Source organism: Pseudomonas flexibilis, assembly GCF_000802425.1.
GTDB classification, from domain to species: Bacteria; Pseudomonadota; Gammaproteobacteria; order Pseudomonadales; family Pseudomonadaceae; genus Serpens; species Serpens flexibilis.
The window spans coordinates 1-21,498 of record NZ_JRUD01000021.1 but is presented as its reverse complement, the minus strand read 5'-3'; the positions used below and the strand labels follow the sequence as shown (position 1 = coordinate 21,498).

Below are 21,498 nucleotides of genomic sequence, written 5' to 3'. Positions count from 1 at the left end.
GCATGCACCTGCGTCCAGCCGTCATCGCCCTGCTGTTGACTCTTTCCCAGCCCCTGTTTGCCGCCACGGCCCTGATACCGCTGCAGCACCGCACGGCCGAGGAGCTGCTGCCCGCCGTCCAGGCACTGCTCGACGAAGGCGAGACGCTGGCCGCCCATGATCGCCAGCTACTGGTGCGTGCCAGCCTGGAACGCATCAATGAGTTGCGGGGTGTTGTCAACCAGCTGGACGCGCCGGCTCGCCAGCTGCTGATCAGCCTGGACACCAGCCCCGACCAGCAGCCCCGTTACCGAGTGGTGACCCACCCCGCCCTGCCGGCGCAGAGTGGCGCCCCTGCCCCTCGCATCCTGACGGCCGGACAGCCCCACCGAACCCTGCAGATCCGCGCCAGCGAAGGTCGTCCCGCGTTCGTGCAACTCGAGCGCAGCGAACCCCGGCTCGGCTTCAGCGCCGACCTGGATGGCCTGCCCTACCTGCAAAGCCAGGAAACGGAAAGTGGCATCGCCCTGCAACTGGTGGCCAGACTGACCGGCGACGCGGGCGTGCAACTGGACCTGAGCGCCCGACGTACCGAGATCGACCCCGCTCTGTACGGGGCCCGAGATACCCTGCTGGGCGAAACCCACGTCACTGGTCGCCTCGGGGAATGGATCGAGATCACTGGCGAGGAGCTCACCGCCACTCACAACCGGCTGGCCACCCGCTCCGCCCAGGCGCAACCGCTGCGCATCCGCGTGGACGCTCTCGAATGATGTGCGGACAACCCTGAAAGCAAAAATGTAGTGCCGCAAAAAAAACACTACAAAACGTTTGACTCGCCTGTCGTTCCATCGCATCATGCGCCCGCTCCCGCTAACCAGGAGGCTCTTTTCGAAGAGCAGCCCGAAGCGACTCAAGCCAACCAGCCGGGTCTCTTCGTGCCGATTCAGCCTTACCGGGCGATCGACGAGGTTGCGACTGGAACGTAGTCGTCCCGAGGGACGGGGAAGCCTTGGATCCACAGCCCTTTCCTGCATATTTCCTATGCAGATCGCAGATGCTGTAGTACCTCTGCTCGCTCCCTACCTGCACGACCTCGTTTCCGTCCATCCTCCTCCAGGTTGCATGAGCCGCCCGTCGCACGACCTTGCTCAGGTCGACCGGGAGTCGGTGAAAGACCAACCCATTGTGAAGGATTGACCATGTCCGCTTATCAAAACGACATCAAGGCGATCGCCGCCCTGAAAGAGCAGTACGGCAGCAGCTGGAGCGCCATCAACCCGGAATCCGTCGCTCGCATGCGCGCCCAGAACCGCTTCAAGACCGGTCTGGAAATCGCTCAGTACACCGCTGACATCATGCGCAAGGACATGGCCGAGTACGACGCCGACTCGTCCGTATACACCCAGTCCCTGGGTTGCTGGCACGGCTTCATCGGTCAGCAGAAGCTGATCTCCATCAAGAAGCACCTGAAGACCACCAACAAGAAGTACCTGTACCTGTCCGGCTGGATGGTTGCCGCGCTGCGCTCCGAGTTCGGCCCGCTGCCCGACCAGTCCATGCACGAGAAGACTGCCGTCTCCAGCCTGATCGAAGAGCTGTACACCTTCCTGCGCCAGGCTGACGCCCGTGAGCTGGACCTGCTGTTCACCGCTCTGGACGCTGCCCGCGCCGCTGGCGACAAGGCCAAGGAAGCCGAGATCCAGGCTCAGATCGACAACTTCGAAACCCACGTGGTGCCGATCATCGCCGACATCGACGCCGGCTTCGGTAACCCGGAAGCCACCTACCTGCTGGCCAAGAAGATGATCGAAGCGGGTGCCTGCTGCATCCAGATCGAGAACCAGGTTTCCGACGAGAAGCAGTGTGGCCACCAGGACGGCAAGGTAACCGTCCCGCATGCCGACTTCCTCGCCAAGATCAACGCTGTTCGCTACGCGTTCCTGGAACTGGGTATCGACAACGGCGTGATCGTCGCCCGTACCGACTCCCTGGGTGCCGGCCTGACCAAGCAGATCGCCGTGACCAACGAGCCGGGCGACCTGGGCGACCTGTACAACTCCTTCCTGGATTGCGAAGAAATCTCCGCAGCCGAACTGGGTAACGGCGATGTCGTGATCAAGCGTGAAGGCAAGCTGCTGCGTCCGAAGCGTCTGCCGTCCAACCTGTTCCAGTTCCGCAAGGGCACCGGCGAAGACCGCTGCGTGCTGGACTGCATCACCAGCCTGCAGAACGGCGCCGACCTGCTGTGGATCGAAACCGAGAAGCCGCACGTTGGCCAGATCAAGGGCATGGTTGACCGCATCCGCGAAGTCATCCCGAACGCCAAGCTGGTGTACAACAACAGCCCGTCCTTCAACTGGACCCTGAACTTCCGCCAGCAGGTGTTCGACGCCATGGTCGCCGAAGGCAAGGACGTTTCCGCCTACGACCGCGCCAAGCTGATGAGCGTGGAGTACGACGACAGCGAACTGGCCAAGCTGGCTGACGAGAAGATCCGTACCTTCCAGCGCGACGGTTCCGCCAACGCAGGCATCTTCCACCACCTGATCACCCTGCCGACCTACCACACCGCGGCCCTGTCCACCGACAACCTGGCCAAGGGCTACTTCGCCGACCAGGGCATGCTGGCCTACGTGAAGGGCGTGCAGCGTCAGGAAATCCGCCAGGGTATCGCCTGCGTCAAGCACCAGAACATGGCTGGTTCTGACATCGGCGACAACCACAAGGAGTACTTCGCTGGCGAAGCGGCTCTGAAGGCAAGCGGCAAGGACAACACCATGAACCAGTTCCACTAAGGAACCGGCTCACGCCCGGTCGGCCCGTCCGGCCGGTGCGACTGTCCAGACAAGGCCCCGGTAGCGATACCGGGGCCTTGTCGTTTCCGTATCCGGGTCTAGGCTAGTCACCCACCGGCGCCTTCCGCCGCACCGGCACCCGGGAGCCTGGCCATGACCGATATCGCCACCCTTTCCCACCACTGGGCCTTTGCCGTGTTCCTGGCCGGCGTCCTGGGCCTGTGCGCCTTCATGCTCGGCGTCTCCAGCCTGCTCGGCGGCAAGTCCTGGGGCCGCAGCAAGAACGAACCTTTCGAGTCCGGCATCGTTTCCACCGGCAGCGCCCGCCTGCGCCTGTCCGCCAAGTTCTATCTGGTCGCAATGCTATTCGTGATCTTCGACGTCGAGGCGCTGTTCCTCTTCGCCTGGGCGATCTCGGTACGCGAAAGCGGCTGGGCCGGCTTCATCGAAGCGACCATTTTCGTGGCAATCCTGTTGGCGGGCCTGGTTTATCTGGGGCGGATCGGCGCGCTCGACTGGTCACCCAGCCGTCGCCGTGCGCGTCAGGCGACGCACAAACAATGAGGCATGGGTGATGCGATACAACCTTGTGCGGATCGATCCGGAGGCGGCCAACCCGCGCTACCCGATCGGTGAACGCTCGACGGTAGGCGATCCGCTGGAGGATCAGGTCCACCGCAGCATCTTCCTGGGCAAGCTCGAGGAGGTGCTCAACGGCGCGGTCAACTGGGGTCGCAAGAACTCCCTGTGGCCGTACAACTTCGGGCTTTCCTGCTGTTACGTGGAAATGACCACCGCCTTCACCGCACCCCATGACATCGCCCGCTTCGGCGCCGAGGTGATTCGCGCATCGCCGCGCCAGGCCGACTTCATGGTGGTGGCGGGCACCTGCTTCATCAAGATGGCGCCCATCATCCAGCGGCTCTACGAGCAGATGCTCGAGCCGAAATGGGTGATCTCCATGGGCTCCTGCGCCAACTCCGGCGGTATGTACGACATCTACTCGGTGGTACAGGGCGTCGACAAGTTCCTGCCGGTGGATGTCTACGTGCCCGGCTGCCCGCCCCGTCCGGAGGCCTTCCTGCAGGGGCTGATGCTGCTGCAGGAGTCGATCGGCCAGGAACGCCGTCCGCTCTCCTGGGTCATTGGCGATCAGGGCGTCTATAGGGCGGAAATGCCCTCGCAGCGCGAACGGCACCGTGAACGGCGCATCCAGGTCACTCAACTGCGCAGTCCCGATGATGTCTGAGCCTAAACAGTCGACGCACCCCGGCGGAACGCTGCACATTCCGCCCTATCAGGAGGATGATCGCGGCATTGTCAGCGAACTTCACGCTCGTTTCGGCGCCGACGCCTTCACCGAGCAACCGACCCTGACCGGCATGCCGGTGCTCTGGGTGGCGCGCGAGCGGCTGATCGAGATCCTGCGTTTCCTGCGCCAGCTGCCCCGCCCCTATTCGATGCTCTATGACCTGCACGGCATGGATGAGCGCCTGCGCACCCGTCGCCAAGGACTGCCTCCGGCCGACTTCAGCGTCTTCTACCAACTGATTTCACTGGAGCGGAACAGCGACCTGATGCTCAAGGTCGCGCTGCTGGAAGGCGATCCGGAACTGCCGAGCGCCACCGGCGTCTGGCCGAACGCCAACTGGTACGAACGGGAAATCTGGGACATGTTCGGCATCCGCTTCAGCGGCCACCCGCTGCAGACCCGCATCCTCATGCCGCCCACCTGGGAGGGGCACCCGCTGCGCAAGGACTACCCGGCCCGCGCCACGGAGTTCGACCCCTACAGCCTGACCGCCGCCAAACAGGATCTGGAGCAGGAGGCGCTGCGCTTCCGCCCCGAGGACTGGGGCATGCAGCGGCGCGGCGCCCACGAGGATTTCATGTTCCTCAACCTGGGCCCCAACCATCCCTCGGCCCACGGCGCCTTCCGCATCATCCTGCAGCTGGACGGCGAGGAGATCGTCGATTGCGTGCCGGAGATCGGCTACCACCACCGCGGCGCCGAGAAGATGGCCGAGCGCCAGAGCTGGCACAGCTACATCCCCTACACCGATCGCATCGACTACCTGGGCGGGGTGATGAACAACCTGCCCTATGTGCTGGCCGTGGAAAAGCTCGCCGGTATCCGGGTGCCGGACCGCGTGGATTTCATCCGCGTGATGCTCGCCGAGTTCTTCCGCATCCTGAACCACCTGCTGTTCCTCGGCACCTATATCCAGGACATCGGTGCCATGACCCCGGTGTTCTTCACCTTCACCGATCGCCAGCGGGCCTATCGGGTGGTGGAGGCGATCACCGGCTTTCGCATGCACCCGGCCTGGTTCCGCATCGGCGGTGTGGCGCACGACCTGCCGCGCGGCTGGGACACCCTGGTGCGCGAGTTCCTCGCCTGGATGCCCCGGCGCCTGGACGAGTACGAGAAGGCCGCCCTGAAGAACAGCATCCTGATCGGACGTACCAGGGGAGTGGCCTCCTACACCACCCGCGACGCGCTGGACTGGGGCGTGACCGGAGCCGGCCTGCGCGCCACCGGCTGCGACTTCGACCTGCGCAAGGCGCGTCCCTACTCTGGTTACCAGCACTTCGAGTTCGAAGTGCCGCTGGCCGTCAACGGCGATGCCTACGACCGCTGCCTGGTGAAGCTGGGCGAGATGCGCGAGAGCCTGAAGATCATCGAACAGTGCCTGCGCAACATGCCGGAAGGGCCCCACAAGGCCGACCATCCGCTGACCACGCCGCCGCCGAAGGAACGCACGCTGCAGCACATCGAGACGCTGATCACCCACTTCCTGCAGGTCTCCTGGGGGCCGGTGATGCCGGCCAACGAAAGCCTGCAGATGATCGAGGCGACCAAGGGCATCAACAGCTACTACCTGACCAGCGATGGCAGCACCATGAGCTACCGCACGCGCATCCGCACCCCCAGCTTCCCGCACCTGCAGCAGATTCCCTCGGTGATCAACGGCAGCATGATCTCCGACCTGATCGCCTACCTGGGCAGCATCGATTTCGTGATGGCCGACGTGGACCGCTGACCATGAGCCTGACCCTGATCCAGACCGACCGATTCACCCTGAGCGAGGCCGAACGGCAGGCCATTGAGCAGGAAAAACAGCACTTCGAGGACCCGCGGGCCGTTTCCATCGAGGCGCTGAAGATCGTGCAACAACAGCGTGGCTGGGTGCCGGACGGCGCCTGCGAGGCCATTGGCGCACTGCTGGGCATCCCTGCCAGCGACGTGGAAGGCGTGGCCACCTTCTATAGCCAGATCTTCCGCGTACCGGTGGGCCGCCACATCCTGCGCGTGTGCGACAGCATGACCTGCTTTATTGCCGGTCACGAGACGCTGCTCGTCCGCCTGCGTGACCAGCTCGGCATCGAGCCCGGGCAAACCAGCGCCGATGGCCGCTTCACGCTGCTGCCGGTGTGCTGCCTGGGCAACTGCGACAAGGCGCCCACGCTGATGATCGATGACGACACCTACGGCAACGTGAGCGCCGACGCCCTCGCCCGGCTGCTGGAGGCCTATCCATGAAACTCGCCTCTCTCGGTCCCGCCAACCGCGTACCACGTGCCGAAGACACCCATCCGCTGACCTGGCGCCTGCGCGAGGATGGCGAACCGGTGTGGCTGGACGAATACCGCCGTACCAACGGCTACCAGGCGCTGCGCAAGGCCCTCGACGAGCTGACCCCGGCTGCCACCGTGCAGGCGGTCAAGGACTCCGGCCTCAAGGGACGGGGCGGCGCAGGCTTTCCGACCGGGGTGAAATGGAGCCTGATGCCCGCCGACGACACGCGGAACATCCGCTACCTGCTGTGCAATGCGGACGAGATGGAACCCAACACCTGGAAGGACCGGCTGCTCATGGAGCAGCTGCCGCACCTGCTGGTGGAAGGCATGCTGATCAGCGCCCACGCGCTGCGAGCCGGTCGCGGCTACATCTTCCTGCGCGGCGAGTATGTCGACGCGGCGCGCATCCTCAACCGCGCCCTGGCAGAGGCCCGCGACGCCGGCCTGCTGGGCCGCAACATCCTCGGTAGCGGCTTCGATTTCGAGCTGTTCGTGCACACCGGCGCCGGCCGCTACATCTGTGGCGAGGAAACCGCGCTGATCAATTCGCTGGAAGGCCGCCGCGCCAACCCGCGCGCCAAGCCGCCCTTCCCGGCCAGCGTCGGCGCCTGGGGCCGACCGACCTGTGTCAATAACGTGGAAACCCTGTGCAACGTGCCGGCGATCATCCTGCACGGCGTGGACTGGTACCGCTCCCTGGCCCGCTCCGGCAGCGACGACATGGGCACCAAGCTGATGGGCTTCTCTGGCCGGGTCCGCACGCCCGGCCTGTGGGAACTGCCCTTCGGCATCAGCGCCCGCGAGCTGTTGGAAACCCACGCCGGCGGCATGCGCGATGGCCATAAGCTCAAGTGCTGGCAGCCCGGCGGCGCCGGCACCGGCTTCCTGTTGCCTGAACACCTGGACGCGGCGATGCACGCCGGCGGCATCGCCGCGGTCGGCACCCGCATGGGCACCGGATTGGCACTTGCCGTCGATGCGTCGGTCAGCATGGTGTCGCTGCTGCGCAACATGGAGGAGTTCTTCGCCCGCGAGTCCTGCGGCTGGTGTACGCCGTGCCGCGACGGCCTGCCGTGGAGCGTGAAGATCCTGCGCGCGCTGGAGCAGGGCCAGGGCACGCCCGAGGACCTGCAGGTGCTCGGCGAACTGGTCGAGTTCCTCGGCCCGGGCAAGACGTTCTGTGCCCACGCGCCGGGCGCGGTGGAGCCGCTGGGCAGTGCCCTGAAGTACTTCCGCGACGAGTTCGAAGCCGGCATCGCGCCCTCGGCGCGCGCGCGCGTAGGGCTCGCGCAAACCTGAGGAGAAACCGCAACCCCGCTGCGGCGGACAGGAAGGACAGCAGCATGGCCACCATTCATGTAGACGGACAGGCATACGAGGTCGACGGGGCGGACAACCTCCTGCACGCCTGCCTGTCGCTCGGCCTCGACATTCCCTACTTCTGCTGGCATCCGGCGTTGGGTAGCGTCGGCGCCTGCCGCCAGTGCGCGGTGAAGCAGTTCCGCGACGAGCACGATACCCGGGGCCGGCTGGTGATGTCCTGCATGACGCCGGCCAGCGACAACACCTGGATCTCCATCGCCGACGAGGAAGCCCGCGCGTTCCGCGCCAGCGTCGTCGAGTGGCTGATGATCAACCACCCGCACGACTGCCCGGTATGCGAGGAAGGCGGGCATTGCCATCTGCAGGACATGACGGTGATGACCGGCCACAGCCGGCGCCGCTACCGCTTCAGCAAGCGCACCCACGCAAACCAGGACCTCGGACCGTTCATCGGCCACGAGATGAACCGTTGCATCGCCTGTTACCGCTGCGTGCGCTACTACAACGACTACGCCGGCGGCACCGACCTGGGCGTGTTCGGCGCCCATGACAACCTGTACTTCGGCCGCGTCGAGGACGGCCCGCTGGACAGCGAGTTCGCCGGCAACCTCACCGAGGTCTGCCCGACCGGGGTATTTACCGACCGAACCCACTCCGAGCGCTACACCCGCAAGTGGGACATGCAGTACGCACCCGGCATCTGCCACGGCTGCGCGGCCGGCTGCAACATCAGCCCCGGCGAACGCTACGGGGAAATCCGCCGCATCGAGAACCGCTACCACGGCGAGATCAACCACTACTTCCTCTGCGACCGCGGCCGCTTCGGCTACGGCTTCGTCAATCGCCCGGACCGCCCGCGCCAGCCCCGCTGCGCGGACGCCATGCTGGGCATTGATGCCGCACTGGACAAAGCCGCCGAACTGCTGCGCGGCAAGCGGGTGATCGGCATCGGCTCGCCGCGCGCCAGCCTGGAAAGCAACCACGCCCTGCGCACGCTGGTCGGCGAGCGACATTTCTGCAGCGGGGTGAGCGCCGCCGAGCTGGACGGCCTGAACCGCGTCCGCGACCTGCTGCACAAGGGCCCGTTGCCGGTGGCCTCGATGCGCGACATCGAACGCCACGACGCGGTGTTCATTCTCGGCGAGGACCTGACCCAGACCGCCGCCCGCCTGGCCCTGGCGGTGCGCCAGGCCGCCCACGGCAAGGCCGGGGAAATGGCCGCCGCGCTGCAGGTCCCGGACTGGCATCAGGCCGCCGTGCAGAACGTCGCCCAGCGGGCGCTGAATCCGCTGTTCATCGCCAGCCTGGAGCACACCCGCCTGGATGATCTGGCCGAGCATTGCCACCGGGCTGCACCGCGCGATCTGGCGCGCCTGGGCTTCGCCGTGGCACACGCCATCGATCCGCAGTCCCCGGCGGTCGAGGGGCTGGAGCCAGCAACCCGGGAGGATGCCGAGCGCATCGCCGCCGCCCTGCTGACCGCCCGCCGGCCGCTGCTGATCGGCGGCACCTCGCTGGGCGAGCCCGCGTTGCTCGACGCCGTGGGCAACATCGCCCAGGCGCTGAAGAATCGCCGGAAGAACGCATCGCTCAGCCTGGTAGTGCCGGAAGCCAACAGCCTCGGCCTGAGCCTGCTCGGCGGCAGCCCCCTGGAGGACGCGCTGCAGGCCCTGCAGCGTGGCGAAGCACAGGCCGCTGTGGTGCTGGAGAACGATCTGTACCGCCGCACCGACGCCCAGCACATCGATGCCGCTCTGGAGCAGGCCACACTGGTCGTCCTCGACCATCAGTTGACCGCCACCGCCACGCGCGCCCACCTGCTGCTGCCCGCCGCCAGCTTCGCCGAGGCCGACGGCACCCTGGTCAGCCAGGAAGGCCGCGCGCAGCGCTTCTTCCAGGTCTTCGAGCCGGATTATTACGACCCTGAGTGCCGTATCCGCGAGGGCTGGCGCTGGCTACATGCCCTGCACTGCACCCTGCAGAGCCGCCCGGTGGACTGGACCGAGCTGGACCAGGCCACCGAGGATTGCGCCGCCGCTCACCCGCTGCTGGCCGGCATCCGCGATGCCGCGCCCCGGGCAAGCTTTCGCATTCGCGGCCTCAAGCTCGCCCGCGAACCGCATCGCTACAGCGGCCGCACCGCCATGCGCGCCAACCTCAACGTGCACGAGCCGCGCCAGCCCCAGGACCGTGACAGCGCCTTCGCCTTCTCCATGGAAGGCTATGCCGGCAGCGCCGAACCCCGGCAGCAGATCCCGTTCGCCTGGTCCCCGGGCTGGAATTCGCCGCAGGCGTGGAATCGCTTCCAGGATGAAGTCGGCGGCCACCTGCGCGCCGGCGATCCGGGCGTGCGACTGCTCGACGGCCCGCGTGGCGACCTTGCCTGGCGCTCACCGCCGCCCGTGTTCGAGCCCCGGCCGGGGCTGCTGCATGTGGTGCCACTGCATTACCTGTTCGGCAGCGAGGAGCTGAGCGCCCGCGCCGCGCCGATCCAGGCGCGCATGCCCGATGCCTATGCGTTGCTGGGCCACGAGGAGGCCGCACGACGCGGCCTGCGTGAGGGCATGCCGGTGACCCTGCGCATCGATGACCAGCGGCTGCGCCTCACGCTGCGCCTGAGTGACCACCTGGCCCCGGGCCTGCTCGGTCTGCCCAGCGGTTTACCGGGCATACCGCCGCTGCGCGCCGACAGCCTGGCCATGGATCTGGAGGCCGCGCCATGAGCTGGCTGACGCCCGAAGTGGTCGACATCCTCATCGCGGTCATCAAGGCGCTGGTGATCATGCTGGCGGTGGTGATCGCCGGCGCCCTGCTGAGCTTCATCGAGCGTCGCCTGCTGGGCTGGTGGCAGGACCGCTACGGTCCCAACCGCGTCGGCCCGTTCGGCATGTTCCAGCTGGCCGCCGACATGCTGAAGATGTTCTTCAAGGAGGATTGGACGCCGCCGTTCGCCGACCGCCTGGTGTTCACCCTGGCCCCGGTGGTGGCCATGAGTTCGTTGCTGATGGCCTTCGCCGTGGTGCCCATCACCCCCACCTGGGGCGTGGCGGACCTCAACATCGGCATCCTGTTCTTCTTCGCCATGGCCGGGCTGACCGTCTACGCGGTGCTGTTCGCCGGCTGGGCGAGCGACAACAAGTACGCCCTGCTCGGCGCGCTGCGCGCCTCGGCGCAGACCGTGTCCTACGAGGTGTTCCTCGGCCTGTCGCTGATGGGCGTGGTGGCGCAGACGGGTTCGTTCAACCTGCGCGACATCGTCGCGTACCAGCAGCAGCACCTGTGGTTCATCCTGCCGCAGTTCCTGGGCTTCTGTACCTTCCTCATCGCCGGCGTAGCGGTGACCCACCGGCATCCCTTCGACCAGCCGGAAGCCGAGCAGGAGCTGGCCGACGGCTACCACATCGAATACGCCGGCATGAAATGGGGCATGTTCTTCGTCGGCGAGTACATCGGCATCGTCCTGATTTCGGCGTTGTTGACCACACTGTTCTTCGGCGGCTGGCACGGCCCGTTCCTCGATGCGCTGCCATGGCTGTCGTTCGTCTGGTTCGCGCTGAAGACCGGGTTTTTCATCATGTTCTTCGTCCTGCTGCGCGCCTCGCTGCCGCGTCCACGCTACGACCAGGTAATGGCCTTCGGCTGGAAGTTCTGCCTGCCGCTGACCCTGCTCAACCTGCTGGTGACCGGCGCCCTGGTGCTGGCAGCCCGCTGAGGAGAAGAAGCCATGCTCAAATACATCGGCGAGGTGGTGCACGGCACCTTCACCCAGCTGCGCAGCCTGGTGATGATCTTCGGCCACGGCTTTCGCCCACGCGACACCCTGCAGTACCCGGAAGAGCCGGTGTACCTGCCGCCGCGCTACCGGGGCCGCATCGTGCTGACCCGCGACCCCGACGGCGAAGAGCGCTGCGTGGCCTGCAACCTCTGCGCGGTGGCCTGTCCGGTGGCCTGCATTTCCCTGCAGAAGGCCGAGCAGGAAGACGGCCGCTGGTATCCGGAGTTCTTCCGCATCAATTTCTCGCGCTGCATCTTCTGTGGCCTGTGCGAGGAAGCCTGTCCGACCACGGCGATCCAGCTCACCCCGGATTTCGAGATGGGCGAGTACCGGCGCCAGGAGCTGGTGTACGAAAAGGAGGACCTGCTGATCGCCGGCCCCGGCAAGTATCCGGACTACAACTACTACCGGGTGGCCGGCATGGCCATCGCCGGCAAGCCCAAGGGCGCCGCCCGGGACGAGGCGCCGCCGATCGATGTGAAGGGGTTGCTGCCATGACCCGCCAACCTGTTTCGCCGAGGCCCTGACATGGAATATGCCTTCTACCTCTCCGCCGGCGTGGCCGTGGTGGCCAGCTTCCGAGTGATCACTGGCAGCAATCCGGTGCACGCCCTGCTCTACCTGATCACCTCGCTGCTGGCCGTGGCCATGTGCTTCTTCAGCCTCGGCGCGCCGTTCGCCGGGGCGCTTGAAATCATCGTGTATGCCGGGGCGATCCTGGTGCTGTTCGTGTTCGTAGTGATGATGCTCAACCTCGGCCCGGAGACCGCGCGCCAGGAGCGCAGCTGGCTGACCCCGGGAGTCTGGATCGGCCCCGGGCTGCTGGCGCTGCTGTTGTTCGGCCAGTTGATGTGGGCGCTGTTCGCCGCGCCCAGCCAGGTGCCCCTCGGGCTGGAAGATGTACCGTCCAAGGCTGTCGGCATCGCGCTGTTCGGCCCCTACCTGCTGGCCGTGGAACTGGCCTCGCTGCTGCTGCTGGCGGCGCTGGTGGCCGCCTACCACCTGGGACGCCACGAGGCCACGGAGTGACCGCCATGATCGATGCGATCCCCCTTGAACATGGCCTGGCCGTCGCCGCGCTGATCTTCTGCCTGGGTCTGGTCGGCCTGATGGTGCGTCGCGACATCCTCTTCGTGCTGATGAGTCTGGAAATCATGATGAACGCCTGCGGCCTGGCCTTCGTGGTGGCCGGCAGCCGCTGGGCGCAGCCCGACGGGCAGATCATGTTCATTCTGGTGATCAGCCTGGCCGCCGCCGAGGCAGCCATCGGCCTGGCCATCCTGCTGCAGCTGTACCGCCGCTTCGACACCCTCAGCGTGGATGCCGCCAGCGAGATGCGTGGATGAACCTGCTGCCCCTGACCTTCCTCTTTCCCCTGCTCGGCTACCTGCTGCTGGCCTTCTCGCGTGGACGCCTGCCGGATCGCCTGGCCGCCGTCATCGGGGTCGGCTCGGTGGGTCTGGCGGCGCTGGTCACGGCCTGGGTCGCCGTAGAGTTCGTCACCTCGCCGCCGGCGGGCGGCATCCACACCCAGCGCCTATGGCAATGGCTGGACGTGGCGGGCCTGCAGGCCAGCGTCGGCCTGCATCTGGATGGCCTGTCCTTGACAATGCTGGGCGTGGTGACCGGGGTCGGCTTCCTGATCCACCTGTTCGCCAGCTGGTACATGCGTGGCGAAGAGGGCTATTCGCGCTTCTTCGCCTACACCAACCTGTTCATCTTCAGCATGCTGCTGCTGGTGCTGGGCGATAACCTGCTGCTGCTGTACTTCGGCTGGGAGGGCGTCGGCCTGTGCTCCTACCTGCTGATCGGCTTCTATTACGACGAGCGGGCCAACGGTAACGCGGCCCTCAAGGCCTTCATCGTCACCCGGGTCGGCGACGTGCTAATGGCCTTCGGCCTGTTCATCCTGTTCGTGCAGCTCGACACCCTGAACATCCAGGCGCTGCTCGCCCTGGCGCCGCAGCGATTCGCCGAGGGCGACCCGTGGATCAGCCTGGCGGCGCTGGCGCTGCTCGGCGGCGCGGTCGGCAAGTCCGCGCAACTGCCGCTGCAGACCTGGCTGGCCGATGCCATGGCCGGCCCGACGCCGGTTTCCGCGCTGATCCACGCCGCTACCATGGTCACCGCCGGCGTCTACCTGATCGCCCGCACCCACGGCCTTTTCCTGCTGGCGCCGGAGGTCTTGCAGCTGGTCGGCCTTATCGGCGCCACGACCCTGCTGCTGGCCGGCTTCGCCGCCCTGGCGCAGACCGACATCAAGCGCATCCTGGCCTACTCGACCATGAGCCAGATCGGCTACATGTTCCTCGCCCTGGGCGTGGGCGCCTGGAGTGCGGCGATCTTCCACCTGATGACCCACGCCTTCTTCAAGGCCCTGCTGTTCCTCGCCGCCGGCGCGGTGATCAACGCCTGCCACCACGAACAGAACATCTTCCGCATGGGCGGGTTATGGCGCCGCCTGCCGCTGGCCTATGTCAGTTTCCTGGTGGGGGGCGCGGCGCTGGCGGCCCTGCCGCTGCTCACCGCCGGCTTCTATTCCAAGGACGCGATTCTCTGGGAAGCCTTCGCCAGCGGCCATCTCGGACTGCTGTTCGCCGGCCTGGTCGGCGCCTTGCTGACCTCGCTCTACTGCTTCCGACTGATCTTCATCGTCTTCCACGGCTCACCACGTATCGAGGCTCACGCGGGACGCGGCCTGGCCCACGGTCTGCCACTGGTCGTGCTGATCCTGCTGTCCACCTTCCTCGGCGCCTGGATCAGCCCGCCGCTGGCCGATGTATTGCCGCCGGGCGCCGGGCAGACCACGGACGAGGGGCGCATGACACTGGAAATCACCTCGGGGGCGATTGCCGTCGCCGGCATCCTGCTCGCCGCCGGGCTGTTCCTTGGCAAGCGCACGCGGGTCACGGCGCTCGCGCAGAGCCCGCCGGGACGGCTGCTGCATGCCTGGTGGCGGGCCGCCTGGGGATTCGACTGGCTCTACGACAGGCTGTTCGTGCGGCCCTACCTGCTGCTGTGCCGCCTGCTGGGTCGCGATCCCATCGATCGCGGCATGGGCCTGCTGGCGAAGCTGGCGCAGGCTGGGCACCGGGCTACCAGTCGGACCCAGACTGGCCAGTTGCGCTGGTACGCGCTGTCCCTGGTGGGTGGAGCCGTGCTGCTGCTTGGCCTGGTCCTGATTTGAACGTGCGCAAGGATTCGACACCGTGATGCTTCCCTGGCTGATCCTGGTTCCCTTTCTCGGCGGTCTGCTCTGCTGGCTGGTCGAGCGCGTCAACCAGACGCTGCCGCGCTGGATCGCCCTGTTCGCCATGGGGCTGCTGCTCGCGCTGGGCCTGTGGCTGTGGCTGCTGGGCGACTACCGCCTGGCCCCCTCTCCCGCTGACGCCGGGGTCTGGGCCATGGAGTACCGGCAGGTGTGGATCGCCCGCCTGGGCATCAACCTGCACCTGGCGCTGGATGGACTCTCGTTGTTGATGGTGGTGCTGACCGGGCTGCTCGGGGTGCTGTCGGTGTTGTGTTCGTGGAACGAGATCCAGCGGCATGTCGGCTTCTTTCACCTCAACCTGCTGTGGATCCTGGGAGGCGTGGTCGGCGTGTTCCTGGCCATGGACCTGTTCCTGTTCTTTTTCTTCTGGGAAATGATGCTGGTGCCGATGTACTTCCTCATCGCGTTGTGGGGGCATAGCGGCGACGGCAAGAAGACGCGGATCACCGCCGCGACCAAGTTCTTCATCTACACCCAGGCCAGCGGCCTGCTCATGCTGGTGGCCATTCTCGGCCTGGTGCTGGTGCACTACCTGAACAGCGGCGTGGTTACCTTCGACTACGCCCGGCTGCTGGAAACCGAACTCACCCCCGGCATCGAATACCTGCTGATGCTCGGTTTCTTCATCGCCTTCGCGGTGAAGTTCCCGCTGGTGCCCTTCCACGCCTGGCTGCCCGACGCCCATGCCCAGGCGCCCACTGCCGGTTCGGTCGACCTGGCCGGCATCCTGCTCAAGACCGCCGCCTACGGCATGATCCGCTTCGCCTTGCCGCTGTTTCCCAACGCCTCGGCGGAGTTCGCGCCGATCGCCATGACGCTGGGGCTGATCGGCATCTTCTACGGCGCCCTGCTGGCCTTCGCGCAGACCGATATCAAGCGCCTGGTGGCCTACTCGAGTATTTCCCACATGGGCTTCGTGCTGATCGGCATCTATTCGGGCAGCGAGCTGGCCCTGCAGGGTGCGGTGATCCTCATGCTCGCCCACGGCCTGTCCGCCGCTGCGCTGTTCATTTTGTGCGGTCAGTTGTACGAGCGTGTGCATACCCGTGACATGCGACAGATGGGGGGCCTGTGGCGTCGCCTGCCCTGGCTGCCCCCCCTGAGCCTGTTCTTCGCCGTGGCCTCGCTCGGCTTGCCGGGCACCGGCAACTTCATCGGTGAGTTCCTGGTGCTGTTCGGTGCCTTTGCTGCACATCCCTGGGTGGTGGTGATCGCCACCTTCGGCCTCGTGCTGTCCTCGGTCTACTCGCTGGCCATGGTCCATCGTGCCTACTTCGGGCCCGCCAGCTCCCCGGAGCCGCTGCCTGGCCTGGATGGCCGCGAGATCGGCATGGTCCTGACGCTGGTCGTGCTGCTGGTGCTGCTGGGCATCTACCCGCAGCCGGCGCTGGATACCGCGCAGGCCAGCGCGCAGGGAATCCGTCAGTGGCTAGGCACGGCCATCACCCCATTCGCCTCGATCCGGTAGCCCGCATGGACCTGACGTTCGCCCACTTCATCGCCCTGCTGCCCCTGCTGGTCACCACCGGCACCGCCATCGCGGTGATGCTGCTGATCGCCTGGAAGCGCAACCACCGCATTGCCTATATCGCCTCGGTGGCGGGCCTGCTGCTGGCGCTGCTGTCGATCCAGCCGGCCCTGGAGGCCGCCCCCCTCGACGTGACGGCGCTGCTGCGCATGGATGCCTTCGGCTACTTCTACACGGCACTGCTGCTCGTCGCGACGCTGACCTGCATTACCCTGGCCCACGCCTACCTGGGTCGCAAGCCGGGCGAAGGCGGCTTCCCCGGCAACCGCGAGGAGCTCTACCTGCTGATGCTGCTGTCCGCCTCCGGCGGCATCGTGCTGGTCACCAGCCAGCACCTGGCGGCGCTGCTCATCGGTTTGGAACTGCTGTCGGTGCCGGTTTACGGCCTGGCGGCTTACGCCTTCTTCAATCGCCATTCCCTGGAAGCCGGCCTGAAGTACATGGTCCTGTCCGCCGCCGGCAGTGCCTTCCTGCTGTTCGGCATGGCGTTGCTGTATGCCGAGTCGGGCAGCCTGGACTTCGTCGGAATCGGCATCAGCCTGGGTACCGGCGAATTTGCCCCGCTGGTGCAGGCGGGCATGGTCATGATACTGGTCGGTCTGGGTTTCAAGCTTTCCCTGGTGCCCTTCCACCTCTGGACACCCGACGTTTACCAGGGTGCGCCGGCACCGGTGGCCGCCTACCTGGCCACGGCCAGTAAGGTCGGCGTGTTCGTGGTGCTGGTACGCCTGTATCAGCTATCGCCGGCCACCTATGGCGGCTGGCTGGATAGCACGCTATCGGTGATCGCCATCGCCTCGATCCTGATCGGCAACCTGCTCGCCCTGCAGCAGAACAACCTCAAGCGCCTGCTGGGCTATTCCTCCATCGCCCACTTCGGCTACCTGCTGATCGCCCTGATTGCCAGCAGCGGGCTGGCCGGCGAGGCCATCGCCGTGTACCTGGTCACCTATGTGCTGACCACGCTCGGCGCTTTCGGGGTGGTGGCGCTGATGTCCAGCCCGTTCAAGGGACGCGACGCGGATGCCCTGTTCGAATACCGCGGGCTGTTCTGGCGGCGGCCCTACCTGACCGCGGTACTCACGGTGATGATGCTGTCCCTGGCCGGCATACCGCTGACCGCCGGCTTCATCGGCAAGTTCTACATCCTCGCCACCGGCGTGCAGGCGCAGCTCTGGTGGCTGATCGGCGCATTGATCATCGGCAGCGCCATCGGCCTGTTCTACTACCTGCGGGTCATGGTCACCCTGTACCTGGTCGAGCCGGGCCTGATGCGCCGGGAGCCACCGATCAACTGGCCGCAGCGCGCCGGCGGCATCATGCTGCTGGCCATCACCGCACTCGCCTTTTTCCTGGGCATCTACCCACAACCCCTGCTGCAACTGGCTCAGGCAGCCGGCCTATGATCGTCGACGGCTGCTTCCTCCCGCTCGGTGAATAACCCCCAGGTGGACATGAACAGCGCGGCCACCAGTGGACCGATGACGAAACCGTTGAGCCCAAACAGCGCCAGGCCACCCAGCGTGGAAATCAGCACCATGTAATCGGGCATCTTGGTGTCCTTGCCAACGAGGATCGGGCGCAGCACGTTGTCCACCAGACCGATGACCCCGACTCCGTATAGCGTCAGCAACACCCCCTGCCAGATCTGCCCGCTGAGCAGGTAATAAATGGCCACCGGCGTCCAGATCAACGCGGCTCCCACCGCCGGCAACAGCGAAAGGAAGCTCATTACTACCGCCCACAGCAGCACACTGGGGATGCCAAGGAACCAGAAGATCAACCCGCCCAGGGTCCCCTGGGTGATCGCCACCACCAGATTGCCCTTCACCGTGGCCCGCACCACTTGGGTGAACTTGGTGAACAGCCGGTGCTTCTGCACATCGGCCAGCGGCAAGGCGTTACGCACCCGGGCCACCATGGCGGAGCCGTCACGGATGAGAAAAAACAGCAGATAGAGCATGACAGCCAGTCGCACCAGGAACTCAAAGGTGCTCTGCCCAAAGCTGAACGCCCGTGTCGCGAGGAACTGGCTGCCCTGCAGCAACAGGCCGGACAGCCGCTCACGCAGGTCCTGGAAGTCGCCGACTCCCAACCGGTTCAACTGTTGCTGCAGGGAAGGAGGCAGCCGCTCGCGAATCCACTCCAGGTAGGCCCCCAGATCCAGCTGGCCGCTTTCGATTCGCTGGTACAGGTTCGCGCCCTCCTGCACCAATAATGTTCCGATGATGCCGACCGGCAGAACGGCGACCAGCAACGTGGCACACAGGGTGATGGTCGCCGTCAGATTGGGCCGCCCGGGCATCCGGCGCGTAAGCCGACGCTGCAGGGGCGCAAAGATGATGGCCAGGATGACGGCCCAGAACACCGCGCCGTAGAACGGCAGCAATATCCAGATGAAGGCGATGGAGACCAGCAGCAGCAAGGCCAGAAAGACCTTGTTCTCGAGTCGGTGATTGGCCATGGGTATCCCTGTCGAGGCGTCCCCTGGCTTAGGCATTCCCGCTGGCGGTAAGTGCGGCCCGGAAAGTCAAATGGAGCCCGAAGGCTCCATCTGGGGGCAGATCAGGCGATGCTCAGAGCACCATCGCCGCCAACCAGCCGAAGGCCAGCAGCGGCAGGTTGTAATGCAGGAAGGTGGGTACGACCGTATCCCAGACATGGTTGTGCTGGCCGTCGACGTTCAGGCCCGCAGTCGGGCCGAGGGTCGAGTCGGAAGCGGGCGAACCCGCGTCACCCAGCGCGCCGGCGGTGCCGACCAGGCTGACGATGGCCAGCGGGCTGAAGCCCAGCTCGACGCCCAGCGGAACGAAGATGGCCGCGATGATCGGCACCGTGGAGAACGAGGAGCCGATGCCCATGGTCACCAGCAAGCCCACCAGCAGCATCAGCAGCGCACCCAACGCCTTGCTGTTGCCGATCCAGGCCACCGACGCTTCAACCAGCGCACCGACCTGCCCGGTTTCGCGCATCACCTCGGCAAAACCGGCGGCTGCAATCATGATGAAGCCGATCATGGCCATCATCTTCATGCCTTCAGTAAACAGGTCATCCGCCTCGCGCCACCGCACGACGCCGGACGCCGAGAAAATCACGAAACCGATCAGCGCTCCGATGATCATCGAATCCAGCCACAGCTGAATAACGAACGCCGCGGCGACCGCCAACACGGCGACCAGCATGCTCTTGGGGCTGTAACGGACAGCCACTCGCTTGGTCTGCTCGATCCGCTCCATGTCGTAGCTGCGCGCCTTGCGATAACTGAACAGGGCGATGAGAAGACCGCTCACCATGCCGAGTGCTGGAATCAGCATGGCCTGGGTGACCTGGATACCGCTGGTATCCACCCCGGCGCGCGCCACGTTGGCCAGCAGGATGTCGTTCAGGAAGATGCTGCCGAACCCCACCGGCAGGAACATGTACGGCGTCACCAGGCCAAAGGTCAGCACACAGGCGATCAGGCGCCGATCGATCTTCAGCTGGCTAAGTACATACAGCAGAGGCGGCACCAGCAATGGGATGAAGGCGATGTGGATGGGCAGGATGTTCTGGGAGGAAATCGCCACACTCATCAGCAAACCGATCATGGCCCACTTGAGCAGCCCGGTCCCCCGCTTGGCCTGCTGGCCGACCAGAATCAGCGCCTTGTCGGCCAGGGCATGCGCCAGACCGGACTTGGCGATGGCCACCGCAAAAGCACCCAACAAAGCATAGGACAGCGCAACGGTCGCACCGCCGCCCAGCCCCTTGTTGAACGCACTCAGTGAACCCTCAAGCCCCAGGCCACCCAACAGACCACCCGCCAGCGCACCGACAATCAGGGCAATCACCACATGCACGCGGCACAGGCTGAGGATCAGCATGAGGCCAACGGCTACGACTACAGCATTCATAGGAGTTCTCTGCGAATACGCGCGAAAAAACGCGCATTCTCCGCATCTAAGCCCGAAAAATCCAGCGTTCCTGCGCTCCGGCTGTCCCTTGCGGCATGCACCCGTATAATGCGTTCGCCGCTTGTAGAAGGACGTCCCGTGAGCAGTATCCATATCTCCCGTCCAGCCTTGGAAATACGTGCTGGATCCCTCGCCCTTGCACACATCCGCGAGCGCGGCCTGAATCCTGAAGATGTCGCCATCCTCCCAGGGGCGGCTGGCGGACCCAAGGCCCTTGGCATTCAGGGCCTGGACCTGGCGCTCTTCGGTGACTGGTTGCCACGCGCACCTCGCGTACGGACGCTGATCGGGGCATCCATTGGCTCATGGCGCTTCGCCAGCGCTTGCCTGCCCGATCCCGTGGCGGGTTTCCGCCGCCTCGGCGAGCTCTACACCAGCCTGCGTTTCGGTCGCAAGACAAGCATCGCCGAAGTAACCCGCAGTTGCCGCGAAATGCTCGAAGCACTGCTGCAGGATCAGGACGACGCGATCCTCGACAATGCGCATTATCGGCTCACCGTGATGGTCGTTCGCAGTCAGGGCCTGCTCGCGGGTGAGCGCCGACTGCAGGTTGCCCTTGGCCTGACCTCCGTGATCGCCAGCAATTTGCTGAGCCGACGACGCCTGGCAGGCCATTTCGAGCGTATCGTCATGCATGACCCGCGGCAGGCACCCCCGCTCGGAGAACTGAGCGATTTTCCCTCGCGCTGCATCCCAATGGATCGGCTCAATCTGCGAGCCGCGTTGCTGGCTTCCGGCTCCATCCCGCTGGTCATGGAAGGCATTCGCGATATTCCGGGAGCGGGACCAGGCACCTATCGTGACGGCGGATTGCTGGATTATCACCTCGACCTGCCCTACCAGGAGCCGGGACTGGTTCTTTACCCGCACTTCACCCATCGCGTCATCCCCGGCTGGTTCGATAAGAGCATGCCTTGGCGTAAGGCCAACCAACAAAGGCTCTCCCGCGTGGTACTGCTGTCGCCGTCAGCCGAATACCTCGATGGCCTCCCGCACGGAAAACTGCCTGACCGAACCGACTTCAAACGTTACCTTGGGAATGATGAAGGTCGTGCTCGCTATTGGCGTCAGGCCATGGCAGAAAGCCAGCGGCTGGGTGATGAGTTCTTGGATCTCGTGGAAAACGGAAAGCTGTCGGAGCGCCTGAAGCCGCTTTGATCATGTGAACTGCGGCCGAGGTGTCGGCTGCAGTTCGCTGTTTTCTAAGCAGAAAAAGACAAAACCCCAACCCGCGGTTGCGGATTGGGGTTTTGGTTTTAGGTGCTTGACGATGACCTACTCTCACATGG

At 65.5% G+C, this 21,498-nt stretch carries 18 protein-coding genes; 16 read left to right on the top strand and 2 right to left on the bottom strand.

All coding sequences use genetic code 11. From position 1 onward, the window contains the following. Window positions 1-2 precede the first annotated feature (2 nt). From SF06_RS13810 to nuoN, 15 genes are all read left to right on the top strand, one after another. Complete coding sequence (locus SF06_RS13810; protein ID WP_027590923.1) at window positions 3-752, top strand: secretin N-terminal domain-containing protein; 750 nt, start codon at window positions 3-5, stop codon at window positions 750-752. A 429-nt stretch (window positions 753-1,181) separates the two neighbouring features. Then, window positions 1,182-2,777, top strand: coding sequence for an isocitrate lyase (locus SF06_RS13805; protein WP_039562125.1), 1,596 nt, complete (start codon window positions 1,182-1,184; stop codon window positions 2,775-2,777). A gap of 153 nt (window positions 2,778-2,930) precedes the next feature. Next, window positions 2,931-3,341 carry an NADH-quinone oxidoreductase subunit A gene (locus SF06_RS13800; RefSeq protein ID WP_027590925.1) on the top strand — a complete coding sequence of 137 codons (411 nt, stop codon included), beginning with the start codon at window positions 2,931-2,933 and terminating at the stop codon, window positions 3,339-3,341. A gap of 10 nt (window positions 3,342-3,351) precedes the next feature. Further along, window positions 3,352-4,026: an NADH-quinone oxidoreductase subunit B gene (locus SF06_RS13795; protein ID WP_027590926.1), complete on the top strand. Its 675-nt coding sequence runs from the start codon at window positions 3,352-3,354 to the stop codon at window positions 4,024-4,026. Next, window positions 4,019-5,821 (top strand): NADH-quinone oxidoreductase subunit C/D, encoded by a 1,803-nt coding sequence (gene nuoC, locus SF06_RS13790; RefSeq protein WP_139182076.1) that lies wholly within the window; start codon window positions 4,019-4,021, stop codon window positions 5,819-5,821. Before SF06_RS13795 ends, nuoC begins: the two co-directional genes overlap by 8 nt. Before the next feature lie 2 nt (window positions 5,822-5,823). Further along, entirely contained in the window at window positions 5,824-6,321 is a 498-nt protein-coding gene (nuoE, locus tag SF06_RS13785) for an NADH-quinone oxidoreductase subunit NuoE (RefSeq protein WP_039562124.1), read from the top strand. Further along, on the top strand, window positions 6,318-7,658 hold the full coding sequence (nuoF, locus tag SF06_RS13780; protein WP_039562123.1) for an NADH-quinone oxidoreductase subunit NuoF: 1,341 nt from the start codon (window positions 6,318-6,320) through the stop codon (window positions 7,656-7,658). Before nuoE ends, nuoF begins: the two co-directional genes overlap by 4 nt. 44 nt (window positions 7,659-7,702) lie before the next feature. Beyond that, a complete protein-coding gene (nuoG, locus tag SF06_RS13775; RefSeq protein WP_039562122.1) occupies window positions 7,703-10,405 on the top strand; it encodes an NADH-quinone oxidoreductase subunit NuoG in 2,703 nt (900 codons plus the stop codon). Continuing rightward, window positions 10,402-11,394 (top strand): NADH-quinone oxidoreductase subunit NuoH, encoded by a 993-nt coding sequence (nuoH, locus tag SF06_RS13770; protein ID WP_039562120.1) that lies wholly within the window; start codon window positions 10,402-10,404, stop codon window positions 11,392-11,394. The genes nuoG and nuoH overlap by 4 nt, the downstream gene beginning before the upstream one ends. A 12-nt stretch (window positions 11,395-11,406) precedes the next feature. Continuing rightward, window positions 11,407-11,955 (top strand): NADH-quinone oxidoreductase subunit NuoI, encoded by a 549-nt coding sequence (gene nuoI, locus SF06_RS13765; protein ID WP_027590932.1) that lies wholly within the window; start codon window positions 11,407-11,409, stop codon window positions 11,953-11,955. A gap of 30 nt (window positions 11,956-11,985) precedes the next feature. After that, entirely contained in the window at window positions 11,986-12,486 is a 501-nt protein-coding gene (gene nuoJ / locus SF06_RS13760; RefSeq protein ID WP_027590933.1) for an NADH-quinone oxidoreductase subunit J, read from the top strand. A gap of 8 nt (window positions 12,487-12,494) precedes the next feature. Then, the gene (gene nuoK / locus SF06_RS13755; RefSeq protein WP_027590934.1) at window positions 12,495-12,803 is read left to right on the top strand and encodes an NADH-quinone oxidoreductase subunit NuoK; all 309 of its coding nucleotides are present in this window, start codon (window positions 12,495-12,497) and stop codon (window positions 12,801-12,803) included. Next, a complete protein-coding gene (gene nuoL, locus SF06_RS13750) occupies window positions 12,800-14,644 on the top strand; it encodes an NADH-quinone oxidoreductase subunit L (protein WP_039562117.1) in 1,845 nt (614 codons plus the stop codon). Before nuoK ends, nuoL begins: the two co-directional genes overlap by 4 nt. 22 nt (window positions 14,645-14,666) lie before the next feature. Continuing rightward, a complete protein-coding gene (nuoM, locus tag SF06_RS13745) occupies window positions 14,667-16,196 on the top strand; it encodes an NADH-quinone oxidoreductase subunit M (protein WP_039562115.1) in 1,530 nt (509 codons plus the stop codon). 5 nt (window positions 16,197-16,201) lie between these two features. Then, entirely contained in the window at window positions 16,202-17,662 is a 1,461-nt protein-coding gene (gene nuoN, locus SF06_RS13740) for an NADH-quinone oxidoreductase subunit NuoN (protein WP_039562114.1), read from the top strand. Here the strand turns inward: nuoN and SF06_RS13735 are convergent. Together SF06_RS13735 and SF06_RS13730 are read right to left on the bottom strand one after the other, a co-directional pair. Further along, entirely contained in the window at window positions 17,644-18,720 is a 1,077-nt protein-coding gene (locus SF06_RS13735; protein WP_039562113.1) for an AI-2E family transporter, read from the bottom strand. The two genes, nuoN and SF06_RS13735, sit on opposite strands and share 19 nt — an antisense overlap. A gap of 112 nt (window positions 18,721-18,832) precedes the next feature. Further along, the gene (locus SF06_RS13730; protein WP_039562111.1) at window positions 18,833-20,149 is read right to left on the bottom strand and encodes a Na+/H+ antiporter family protein; all 1,317 of its coding nucleotides are present in this window, start codon (window positions 20,147-20,149) and stop codon (window positions 18,833-18,835) included. A 108-nt stretch (window positions 20,150-20,257) separates the two neighbouring features. Here SF06_RS13730 and SF06_RS13725 point away from each other — a divergent pair, with 108 nt between their 5' ends. Beyond that, complete coding sequence (locus tag SF06_RS13725) at window positions 20,258-21,367, top strand: patatin-like phospholipase family protein (protein ID WP_437123613.1); 1,110 nt, start codon at window positions 20,258-20,260, stop codon at window positions 21,365-21,367. Window positions 21,368-21,498: the final 131 nt, after the last annotated feature.

Bases quoted from the DNA above. Each gene is read 5' to 3' on its own strand.
- SF06_RS13795 (WP_027590926.1), top strand. From the start codon at position 3,352: ATGCGATACAACCTTGTGCGGATCGATCCGGAGGCGGCCAACCCGCGC.
- SF06_RS13730 (WP_039562111.1), bottom strand. From the start codon at position 20,149: ATGAATGCTGTAGTCGTAGCCGTTGGCCTCATGCTGATCCTCAGCCTG.
- SF06_RS13725 (WP_437123613.1), top strand. From the start codon at position 20,258: ATGCGTTCGCCGCTTGTAGAAGGACGTCCCGTGAGCAGTATCCATATC.
- nuoF (WP_039562123.1), top strand. From the start codon at position 6,318: ATGAAACTCGCCTCTCTCGGTCCCGCCAACCGCGTACCACGTGCCGAA.
- nuoC (WP_139182076.1), top strand. From the start codon at position 4,019: ATGTCTGAGCCTAAACAGTCGACGCACCCCGGCGGAACGCTGCACATT.
- nuoH (WP_039562120.1), top strand. From the start codon at position 10,402: ATGAGCTGGCTGACGCCCGAAGTGGTCGACATCCTCATCGCGGTCATC.
- nuoL (WP_039562117.1), top strand. From the start codon at position 12,800: ATGAACCTGCTGCCCCTGACCTTCCTCTTTCCCCTGCTCGGCTACCTG.
- nuoG (WP_039562122.1), top strand. From the start codon at position 7,703: ATGGCCACCATTCATGTAGACGGACAGGCATACGAGGTCGACGGGGCG.
- SF06_RS13805 (WP_039562125.1), top strand. From the start codon at position 1,182: ATGTCCGCTTATCAAAACGACATCAAGGCGATCGCCGCCCTGAAAGAG.
- SF06_RS13735 (WP_039562113.1), bottom strand. From the start codon at position 18,720: ATGGCCAATCACCGACTCGAGAACAAGGTCTTTCTGGCCTTGCTGCTG.
- SF06_RS13800 (WP_027590925.1), top strand. From the start codon at position 2,931: ATGACCGATATCGCCACCCTTTCCCACCACTGGGCCTTTGCCGTGTTC.
- nuoI (WP_027590932.1), top strand. From the start codon at position 11,407: ATGCTCAAATACATCGGCGAGGTGGTGCACGGCACCTTCACCCAGCTG.
- nuoJ (WP_027590933.1), top strand. From the start codon at position 11,986: ATGGAATATGCCTTCTACCTCTCCGCCGGCGTGGCCGTGGTGGCCAGC.
- nuoE (WP_039562124.1), top strand. From the start codon at position 5,824: ATGAGCCTGACCCTGATCCAGACCGACCGATTCACCCTGAGCGAGGCC.
- nuoN (WP_039562114.1), top strand. From the start codon at position 16,202: ATGGACCTGACGTTCGCCCACTTCATCGCCCTGCTGCCCCTGCTGGTC.
- SF06_RS13810 (WP_027590923.1), top strand. From the start codon at position 3: ATGCACCTGCGTCCAGCCGTCATCGCCCTGCTGTTGACTCTTTCCCAG.